Annotated in this window: 8 protein-coding genes; all 8 read right to left on the bottom strand. The window is 31.4% G+C overall.

Going from position 1 to position 10,943, the window contains the following annotated elements; genetic code table 11:
* Nucleotides 1-339 precede the first annotated feature (339 nt).
* The gene (locus tag Q0998_RS18975) at nt 340-1,455 is read right to left on the bottom strand and encodes a PepSY domain-containing protein (RefSeq protein ID WP_299672924.1); all 1,116 of its coding nucleotides are present in this window, start codon (nt 1,453-1,455) and stop codon (nt 340-342) included.
* Nucleotides 1,456-1,485: 30 nt separating this feature from the next.
* Nucleotides 1,486-3,828 carry a TonB-dependent receptor gene (locus Q0998_RS18970; protein ID WP_299672921.1) on the bottom strand — a complete coding sequence of 781 codons (2,343 nt, stop codon included), beginning with the start codon at nt 3,826-3,828 and terminating at the stop codon, nt 1,486-1,488.
* A 658-nt stretch (nt 3,829-4,486) separates the two neighbouring features.
* Nucleotides 4,487-5,530 (bottom strand): hypothetical protein, encoded by a 1,044-nt coding sequence (locus tag Q0998_RS18965; protein ID WP_299672918.1) that lies wholly within the window; start codon nt 5,528-5,530, stop codon nt 4,487-4,489.
* Between the two features lie 146 nt (nt 5,531-5,676).
* On the bottom strand, nt 5,677-6,414 hold the full coding sequence (locus tag Q0998_RS18960; RefSeq protein ID WP_299672915.1) for a DUF2971 domain-containing protein: 738 nt from the start codon (nt 6,412-6,414) through the stop codon (nt 5,677-5,679).
* A gap of 384 nt (nt 6,415-6,798) precedes the next feature.
* Nucleotides 6,799-6,984, bottom strand: coding sequence for a hypothetical protein (locus tag Q0998_RS18955; protein ID WP_299672912.1), 186 nt, complete (start codon nt 6,982-6,984; stop codon nt 6,799-6,801).
* Nucleotides 6,985-7,119: 135 nt separating this feature from the next.
* The gene (locus tag Q0998_RS18950) at nt 7,120-8,238 is read right to left on the bottom strand and encodes an ISAs1 family transposase (protein ID WP_299672909.1); all 1,119 of its coding nucleotides are present in this window, start codon (nt 8,236-8,238) and stop codon (nt 7,120-7,122) included.
* A gap of 218 nt (nt 8,239-8,456) precedes the next feature.
* Nucleotides 8,457-8,774, bottom strand: coding sequence for a hypothetical protein (locus Q0998_RS18945; protein WP_299672907.1), 318 nt, complete (start codon nt 8,772-8,774; stop codon nt 8,457-8,459).
* 486 nt (nt 8,775-9,260) lie between these two features.
* Nucleotides 9,261-10,799 (bottom strand): TlpA disulfide reductase family protein, encoded by a 1,539-nt coding sequence (locus Q0998_RS18940; RefSeq protein WP_299672904.1) that lies wholly within the window; start codon nt 10,797-10,799, stop codon nt 9,261-9,263.
* Nucleotides 10,800-10,943 lie beyond the last annotated feature (144 nt).

The following is a 10,943-nucleotide window of genomic DNA, read 5'->3' as shown; positions in this document are numbered from 1 at the left end:
TTATCTAAAAACTTCCCGGATCAGTCAACAGAATATATAGCGTTGGCCTATCGGCACGCCATATACTTAGTTATTGTACACAGTATTTCTTCCCAAGCCAATGAATTAGGCGCTTTACGCTGGTTTTAAGATAGCTTATTCGATTTGAAATTCACCAAAGTTGTAGTTTCCTCAAGCCATTGCAAATAAGCAATAACGTTTCTCAAAAGTTTTCTTCCCAAATGTTTCTTCTACAATGTAATGGAATACTCTTTTTTGCTAGGATGTAGCGTTGGCGTAAAAGTGTATGGAATGGTCTTTATATGCCAAAAGTTTATTGTTAACCGTAGTAGTTTAATTTTAGGATTTAAACTTCTTTCTTTTTCCATACCATATTTTAAAGCCGCTAAATGTGAGCAGCGCAGGAATAAACCCAACAATAACCCAAAGTATTCGTGTAAATAATCCTCCAAATTCTCCAAAATGGATAGGTAAATGCCATTCTGCCATAATTGCAGAACCTAATGGCATATTATTTGGATTTTTATCTGCAAGTATTTTACCTGTGTATGCATCTGCTTTCAAAAACACTCTCGTGTCTGCACCAGCATAGATTTCAATATTTTTTTGATACGCAAATGATAACGTTCCATCTTCCTCGTCAGTCATCCACATATTACGTTTGTATAGTTCGGTATAGTGCTTATTCATCTCGACCAGCGCTTCTTCAACGGTGAGTTGTTTAACCTCATTTACGCTTTTAAGAAACGCACTTTTTTGTTCCCAAATGGATTCATCCGCAGGCTCAGAGAAAGTAATGGTGTCAATAGCCCATTGCACTTCGTCATCAAAATAAAAAGCTGCTCCTGTAATTCCTACAAGGAATAAAGGAATAAAAAAATAAAAGCCCGTAACATTGTGTAAGTCGTAGTTGCGTCTTTTTGGACTTGCTTTCCATTTTATTTTGTAGCTTGATTTACGCCTTCCTTTATTGTTCGGATACCAAAGATACAAACCAGTAGTCAACATCAATATGGCAAAAAACAAGGATGAAATACCAGTAATTATCCGTCCAGTATCGCCTATTGTTAGGGTTGTGTGTAAATCAAGGATAAAGCCAAAAAAAGAATTCCCCAAAGCCTCGCCTCCTTTTGTTATTGTGCCAGTTGTCTGGTCGATATAGTACCAATTTTTATCATCGAAGAGTTTAAAAATGTAGGTATCTCTACCACGCTTTGGCCATTGAATACTTTCTATGGATTGGTTTGTTTCTTTTTCGATATAGCTTGCCATAGCTATATCATTTTCAAACAATACTTTATTACTTTGGGTTTCATACAGGTCGCGTTTCAAAAAAGCAGCAAGTTCTGGTTCAAATACATAAATTGAACCTGTAATACCTATAACAGAAAGTATAAGTCCAGAGGCTAATCCAAACCACAAATGTATTTTTCTTACTGCTTTTTTTACACGCATATACCTAATTGGATTTAAATAAATTCTTGGTTAAAATTTTGCTGCAAGTGAAAATATTGCCGTAGTAGGTGCACCATATAGGAAACTTCCAAATGCCAAACCTTCAATAAATTGATTATTGGTAAGGTTACGAACGTTCACACGAGCTGTCATATCCGTACCCATAATATCAAATTCATATCTTGCCCCAAAGTCTAAACGGACATAGCCATCGACCTCAAAGGTTTCCAAATTATCCGCAAAACGGTCGCCTGTGTAAAATATTCCTGCATTTGCTGAAAGCCCTTCAATAAAAGCCAATTTATAATCTGCATAAATATTACCCTGAAATTTTGGAACACTTGCAGGACGCCTTCCATCAAGTTCTGGCTCGCTTTCGTTATCAATTTCTGCATCCAAGTAAAGTCCACCAATTACCAATTTTAAATCGTTTGTTACCTTTCCTGATAAAGTAAATTCTGCGCCACGATGTCTTTGACTGCCACCATAACGAAATACATTGTTGCTATCTATAAAAGCAAGTGGCTGGTAGATATCAAAGACTGCTGCTGTGAGTAGGGCTCTTTTAAATAACTGCGCTTTAGCACCAAGTTCAAACTGTTTTGTCTCTACAGGATTTAAGAAAATATCATCGCCAAAGTTGGCAGCTTCATTTGGAATTTGTAATCCGTTTGTTACACCTGTTGCATAACTTCCGTATAGACTTACATTTTCAATAGGTTTATAGATAATCCCGAAATTAGGCGAGAAAACATCATCCTTATAAGATTCTTGAAGCGTTTCTGTATCATTGAAAACATCTTCATTTTTTTGTTCTGTAAAACGAACTGCTGCCAAAACCTCAAGTTTATCCAATATTTTGATAAAATCTGTTATATATGCAGCTCTTTGAGTAAAAATCAATGCTTCAACGGTTGGACCTGCTGTGGCATTAGGATAAGGAAGGTCAATAGGGTTAAAGATGTTCGACGAGCCTACGTCGAACTGTGAATCGGTCAATGAGAATTTGAGAGGATTTCGGCTGTATGCGGTTCCGACCGCCAAATTGTGTTCTAAAAAAAATGTGTTGAACTTCCCTGTCAAAAAGACCTCTGTGGACAATGGGTCTCGTACTTGTGAAGGGTCAAAGAATATTTGGGATTCAAAATCGCCATTAGCTTGCAGCGTACCATTTACAATACCCGCAGCTTGTTGGTCTCTTATTAGGTTCATTTTTTGAATACGACCTTGTACATTCCAATTATCATTAATTTCGTATTTAGCACCAATAGAACCTACAAAATTTCGTGTTGGATAGGTTCCCCATTTTTGACCGATAAATGTTTTGGGGTCAAAATCTTCAAGTAATTGTTTTCGTTGGGCAATACTCAATTCGGAATCAAACGAATTTAGCCTAATGGTAGCCTGTTGTTCCAATTCACGATATTGATATTCTCCTTCAAAATCAATAGTTAATTTTTCAGTAGGTTTCCATTCAAAAAGCGCACTAAATAGTTGTCGTGGACCCGATATGTCATTAACATAAGCAGATTCTTCTGAAACTAAAGCGTTAATTCTGTAGCCAAAAGTTTCATTGACTTTTCCGCCAAAGTCTCCGTGAATACCAACTGTTCCATTGCTGTCGCCAAATCCTTGTACAAAAGCATAAGGTTTAATAGTTGGCCTCTTCAACACGTAATTGATGATACCGCCTGGTGGTGTAAAGCCATAACGTATGGCCGCCGGTCCTTTAACAATTTCAACTGCCGCCTTATTTTCAAAGGGACTTTGAACTTGATTTTGGAAAATCAAATTTTCACGACGATAACTGCTTGAATTATCTAAATTGTAACCACGTATATTAATAGTTTCATTAAAACCAGGCGGATTGCTTACTATAATCGATGGGTCATTACGCACTAGGTCGCCCAAAGCACGAACTTGTTGGTCAAGCAAGACTTCCTGTGTTATAACAGAAACAGATTGAGGTATATTAACCAAATCTCGTGAGCCAAAGGTAGCTGACGTTTGTTTTTTTGCAACATAACCGACCTCACGCTCACCTACAATAATTACCTCATCTAATCCTTCTGCACTTTCTTTTAATGTAAAATTGACTACTTGTGTATTATTTGTCAGTGTAATTCGCTTTTCAACAGTTGTAAAGCCAATTAAACTTGCAACAATTGTGATTTTACCATTATCAAGATTTTCAAAAGTATATTTTCCATTATCGTTTGTGGTCGTTCCTTTTGAGGTGTTTTTAATAATAACGTTGACACTTGAAATTGGGCTTCCATTGCTGTCAGATATTATACCAGTTACTGTTGCGTTTTGTGAAAATGCTAAATTAGTTAGCAAGAATAATGTTAATAATTGTAATAGATTTTTCATTGTTTTTATTTAGACTCAATATAAATTGTTGATTTTTGACAAAAATATCTATGTAAATTGGATTGACCAAATTATTTATATTAAATCTAAATAAGAAATTTTAAATGCTTGATATTGTGTTCCTAATTTCCTTTTTTTTGTTTCTTTCGAAGACAAAAAGTAGCAAGTGCAAAGAAATTATCTCGCAGAGTAATTTTTTGCTCTTGCGGGAAGTTAGTTCAGAATTTTGTGAAAACTTTTTTGGCGAAAACTTTTTAAATAAGCGCTTTTTTCAAGGTTTTTCGATGTTCAGAGTGTGATTGGTATATTGTGTACAACTCGTTATATGTGGAACTTTTATCCTCTTATACAGCCATTACCATTGGATATACGGAAGCTCTGTTGGTTTATTACTACAATAGAATTTATTTTAGAATGATAAAATTCTTACAAAATTCAATATAGATAGATTTATTGTAAACGCTTCTATAAGTATCATATCAATAGAAATATCTTAACAAATACACACAAAATCGAAAAGAGTATACACAGTACTTCTTCTCAAAGTAACACCCAAAACCTCGATTTCCCCCTTATCTAAAAACTTCCCGGATCAGTCAACAGAATATATAGCGTTGGCCTATCGGCACGCCATATACTTAGTTATTATTATGTATAGTTACTTTTCTTTATTTAATAAAAACTCAACTTTAATTCTTGGTCGTGAAGTTTCAAATAATTGTTCAAAATTTACAGCTACATTTTTTAACCCTAATTTTTTTAGATGTTTTTTTAATTTTTTGATTTTTATTGCAACAATTTCATCGTTACTTAATTTAATCTCAAAGGTGTCTTCTTTTACTTTTTTTTCAATCTCTAAAAAAAATTGACATAGAACTATATTGTTATTAAAAACAATTCTACCACGATTTGATTTTAAGTTTGAATTATTGAATGGTACTTGAATACTAAACCTTCTTGTTGTTATAGCACTTAAATCTTTAAAAAAATTGAAAGGATGATTATTGAAAAAATCTGAATACCCTCTTAATATATTAATATCAAAAAAATATTTATTCTCATAATTTGAATAATAACTAAAATCAAAGAGTCTAATTGAACTAATAGAAACAATAATATTAGAATTACCCACAAAGCATTTGGTTGGGCTTTTTGTATGATTTGTAATTAATCCAAGTTTCGTAGAAAATTGTAAAACGTTGTGTGAATCATAACTTGTTGTTATAATACTTTTTGAACTTAAAATATCCTTTTTTTTAAGAAGAGATTTAAATGATTGGCATTTAAAATTAGAGTTTTCAAATTCTATCTCATAATTTGATATTTTAAATGAAATACCAAATTCATTATTTTTAGTTAATAGAAAAGGTTTTTTCCAAATATTAATATTGGAATTTTGATTCATAAAATTAATTTTAAAAGAGTCTTTATAATTTAATTTTAATGGATTACCGAAAGAATAAATTGTTCCTTTTAAATTTTCTTTTCCAAACCATTTAATACCAATAGAATCAATTTTTTCAGTTTCATAATCTAAACTCCATCCAAACTTTTTAATTTTATTTAAATCAAAATAATTTTTAATATTTTTTACTTGATTTAGTTCTTTTTGAGAAATGTGACCTTGTGTTAAAGTTTGACAATTTAATTTTATTGCAAAAATTAAAGATAATACAATGGAGAAAATGATTTTTTTATTCATAATTATACATAACGTTGTTGTGTAAGAAAAGTTGCGTGGTTTAAGCAATAAAGTTAGTAAATAAAATACGAACCAAGAAAATCCGCAAGGATTTTCGTAAGTAGGCTTTTACCAGCAATTTTTTTTACACGGTGTTATGTGCAGGCTTATTCAATTTTCAATTTAAATGATAATTTTTCCTGTTTAGCAGTTTTAAACTTTATATGACTCAAATTTAATTCCATTATCTTTTCTTTTATTTTTTTCATTTCATTTTCGTTTACTCTACAACCAAAAATAATTTCTCTTAAATTTTCAATAGGAAAATCTACTTTTCCATTTTCTAAAATATTAACACTCCGAATTTCCTTCTCATATTTCCAATCTTCAGATTTAGTGAAAAGTAAATGATGAATTGATTCTCCATTTTTTTCATAAAATGATTTTCTTTCATAATTCTCTGTATAGATTACTCTATCTGTTAGAGTTGATATTTTCGTAATATCTCTCGAAAATTTTAAACAAATTCCTTTATGATTATCTGCATAATGTGACCAAAGAAGCATATTATCTGGTATTTCGCTATAGCAAAATACTCCAGAATTTTTAAATAAATCATCTGCTTGAGCTGAAAATTGATTTATAATTCTATAAGGATTTCTTTTGTTTTTTTGTATTTCAATTCTTCTTGTTCTATTGTTTCCTTTTAATTTAGCATTAATTATCTCTTTAATTTGTTTTTCATTCGGTTTAAAGTTAATTAAATCTATATGACAATCAAAAGGGTCGTTAAAATTTTCAGGACTTGAAAACCAAATTTTACTTTCAGAAATTAGGCTTAATCCTCTTTCAATATTTATGTATTTATATAGAAATTCAGGTAAATCACTTTCTTTTTCAGTCATTATGTTTATTCAGAAGTTTGTTGCTCGCTTGCACATAACTCGTTATATGTGGAACTTTTATCACTTTATACAGCTAATATAGCTGGCTATACAGAAGTTTTATTAGCTTATAGCTACACAAACTTTTATTGTAAAAGATAAAAATTCCTACCACCTGCAATATAAATAGATTTATTGTAAACCCTTCTGTAAGTATCACAGCAATAGAAGTGCCTAAACTTAACAAATGGACACAAAACAGAAAAGAATACACGCAGTACTTCTTCTGATCAGTAACACCCAAAACCTCGATTTCCCCTTATCTAAAATCTCCTCAAATCAGTCAACAGAATATATAGCGTTGACCTATCGGCACGCCATATACTTAGTTATTGGCAACAGGATTTAATAATCGTTTTTGAATTTTTTGTAATTTTCGTTGTCTTTCCAAAAGGAATAGCACTCTTTCATTCTTTCTAATTCAAAATCTTTGTCAGCTTTTAACTCTTCCCATTCTTTTCCATAAATTGTGCTACAGAGTTTGTAAAATCCATTTCCTTGTTCTCGGTCATTTGATTTATGAATTATCAAAGAACTTAATAAAGGTCTTCCTTTTTCATATTCATAAATAGAAATATCGCCAAGGAACTCGCCAATTAGTTCTCTATCATAACCATTTTTAAAATTCAGTCCTAATAATAGTTGTTCATTTACAGGGCAAACGCATTAAACTTTCATTAGATTTAGCACCTTTATAAGATAATGATTGTCCCATCCCGCTTTAAGTCTTCTACTTTTGACACCTATTTTGCTTGATTTTTCATTTTTTAATAGGTTCAAAGCAATCTTGTTTAGTATTGAGAAATTTTGTGCTGCATTCCCGATTCTTTTTCTAGAAGCATCTTCAGAGAAAGCTACATCTAATGTCCAATGAAGTTTATTTTCTATAGCCCAATGAGATCTGACTGCTTTTTGAAAATCTTCTGGATCTCTAGAAGCTAAACTAGAGATATAATATCGTGTAGCTTGCTCTGTAGGTTTTTCTGAATTTTTAAACTCACGGGTGCTTTCAATTTTTATAATAGCTGTTAAGTTCTTCCATTTATTATTTGTTTCAATGAACTTAAAATCGGTAATAACACTACAGGTCCGAGTTTCAATTCTACCATGGTCTAGTTCTAGAGATTGATGTGTGCTTAAAGATTTACCAAATCTAAATTCATCTTCAATGTTTTGATGTAATTGTGCTTGGTTTTCTTTTACGGCTAATATATAGTCTGCATCTTTTTCTATAATGGCGGAAGCTATTTCGGTTTGGCATCCCATGGCATCTATGGTCACTATCGTGTCTTTTATTGATAAGACTTCCAATAACTTTGGAATCGCTGTAATTTCATTAGATTTTTCAGATACTTTAACTTGGCCCAAAACAAGGTTATTTTCATTCGCCCACGCACTAACCATATGAACAGGAGATTTTTTACCATTTGCTTTGGCGCCTCTAATAGTTTTACCGTCAATGGCTACAACTTCTTGTGGTTGTAGTTCTAACAATGTGTTTACCCATTGGATAAAACAGGATTCAAATTGAGCGCTATCAATATTAGAAAATACACGATTAAAAGTGTCGTGCGATGGAATTCCATTGGGCAAATCAAGAAAGGTGCGTAGAAATTCTTCTTTTGAACGTGCATAGTTTTCCATTTCATTCCAAGAATCTGCACCACAAATAACGGAAATTATTCCAATGAGAAGGATGCTTTCTAGATCATAAAGTTGCTTGTGTGAGCGTCTAAAATCGGGTAGTTGACCAAATACGGTCTTTAGTTTATTTGTAGTTTCCAAAATGTATAAAATATTGATTATCAATATAATGCACAAAAAATAATTTTAAAAACATAAAATAATTAGCTTAAAATCAATGATTTATACACATTTAAGTATTTTAACCAAAAAAACTTTTTTAATGCGTTTGCCCTGTGTTCATTTAGTTGAGAATAAGTCCAAGGTGTTTTTTTTCGTGCGAGTTCTATTAATTTTTCTCTAATTTCTCTTTCCATAATTTATTTCACAGAATTAGTAGTAACATTAAAATAGCAATTGATTCCGTCAACTTTGTATTTATAGTCACAAATTATCATTGATGCAATTAATTCTCCATTTGAAACGTACATGTCAATATTTCTTTCAACAAGATGTTTTAATCCATAACTTGAACGCTTTTTATTTATAGATTTTGTTTTGTCAAATCGAAGTTCAATAAAATTAATAATATGCTCTAATTTATTTTTATCGATTTGGTCATTTTCCTTATCTGATTCAGAAAACCCATTTTTTGTAAGTCCATCAGGTAAGTTAATATTATTCGGATTATTCATCATAATTATCTCAATTTTAATGTTTAGCAGGATTTTCCTTCAGCTTGCAGCTAACTCGTTATATGCGGAAATTTTATCCTCTTACACAGCCATCACTATAGGCTATACACAAATTCTGTTGATGTATTACTACGCTAGCTTTTACTGTAAAAGGATAAAAATTCTTACAAATTGCAATATAGATAGATTTATTGTAAACTCTTCTGTAAATATCCTATCAATAGAAATGCCTAAAGTTAATAAATGGACACAAAAAAGGTTCAATAAAATAGAAAAAGATAAGAAATTGTTTTGTAGCTAGCTTTTAACAAAGAAAATACTAGTGAAACCACAAAAAAGCAAAAGTGCTTTAACCACTCCTAAAGCTTCAGTATAAATTTACCAAACATTTATCCTCTAGATCCCCATAGCAATGTAAAACCACCCTGAATTCGGATCAGTCAACAGAATATATAGCGTTGGCCTATCGGCACGGCATATACTTAGTTATTACCACACGTAATTTTCGTTTATTTCTTTTTCTAATTGCTCTATTTTAGAGGGATAGCTGGCTCGTTTATTTACTACATTTCCGTTTTCATCAACCAATAAATACCACGGGTAGGCAAAGTTCCCATTATTTCCAAATCTACTTATAATATCGGCTAATAGTTTTTTATTCGCAAGTATGTGTTGTCCTTCCAAATCATAAAAGTTAATCATTTCTTTCCAAACTTTTTCTTTGCTAACTCTTCCTTCGCAAATGTAAAGGGTTGTAATATTATTGGATTTAAGTATTTCAGAATATTTGTCTTTTTGCTGAAATTCTCTTTTACAAGGTCCACACCAAGTCCCCCAAATATCAACAAAAACCTTTTTTCCGTGTAGAGATTTAATAAGTTCATCAAAAGTATCAATGCTCTTATAGTTCTCAACTAGTTTGATTTTTTTATTGATAGTTGAATCCGAAATCTTGCTTTGGAAGTCGATAATTGGCTTTACCGCAGCAGTCAAATATTCTATATAGCGACTGTTCGGGTATTCTCTTTTGTAATTTTTATAGACTGAGATTAGTTCCTTTGAATTGTCTTTGCTTTGCCAACATTCAAGAAATATATATGAAGCAGTATAATATTCAAGTTCATTGCCTTTGAGATATTTCTTAATTTCATCAATTTTGTATTTGTATATTTTACCATTTGAAAGTTTAGGCACAGAATCGTTTGACGAATAGTCAATAAGGTTATCAATCAAAGTGTAGAACCAAGGAGAACGAGTATACTCGGATTCATTCAACAATAGATTATTGACTTTTTCGTTCCAAAAATCTTTCACTTGGTTTGTAGCTGTAAAATTATTTTCCTTAGAAAACGCAGAAAGTAACATTGTTGCGACTCTAATTTCCAAGGCTGAATAATAAACTTTTCTATCCAATACTGCCAATTCGTGAAAGGGACTTGAGATTTCTCCTTTTTCCAATAGTTCATTGAATTTGAATATCTCTTTTTCTTTGAGGTCATTTATTTTTGATGCTATTTCTGAAGGAATTGAATCGTTCATAAAGGCATTTAAGTCCCAGAGATTAAAATCTGGAGCTGTAAATGTGTTGTAAAAGTTTTGTCCGATGCTGTAATCCGAAGTTACAAGGAATTTCTTTTGCTTTGTTTCGAATTCAAATTCCGTATTGTAGGTATTGCCAGGTTCAACTAATAAAATAGCTGCCTTTCCCGAAGCATACATAGTCATAAATGAAGGTTTTTCAACATCCATTTTTATTTGTAGTGTACCAATAGAGTCAATAATTATAGCTTTTTTGTCGCCATAAAACCATTTTCCATCTATAGGTGTTGTGTATTCAATTTTTTCAGGATACTTGCCATTAACTTTTATGTTTATAATAACTTCCTTTTTTTTATTTTGACAACCAATAAGGCCAATTACAAGGATTGCTAATAGTATTTTTTTTAGTTTCATTTTTGTTCTTATGTGTGGTAACGTATGCCTATATGGAAAGTAGCGTTTATTTAAAGCTATGTATTCAGTAGACATTCTATTCGTTTTTAAAAATACTTAAATTTTTTAAATAAAAACTGAAGTAGCTATTTTTTATATAGGCTGTTGAACTAATCCTCGTACCTCGGAGGCTTTTCGCTATTTGTAAAAATACAGTATCTTAATGAATTCATAAAAACT

It is taken from the genome of uncultured Polaribacter sp. (assembly GCF_947501385.1).
Lineage (GTDB): Bacteria > Bacteroidota > Bacteroidia > Flavobacteriales > Flavobacteriaceae > Polaribacter.
This window is presented reverse-complemented; position numbering and strand designations above follow the sequence as displayed.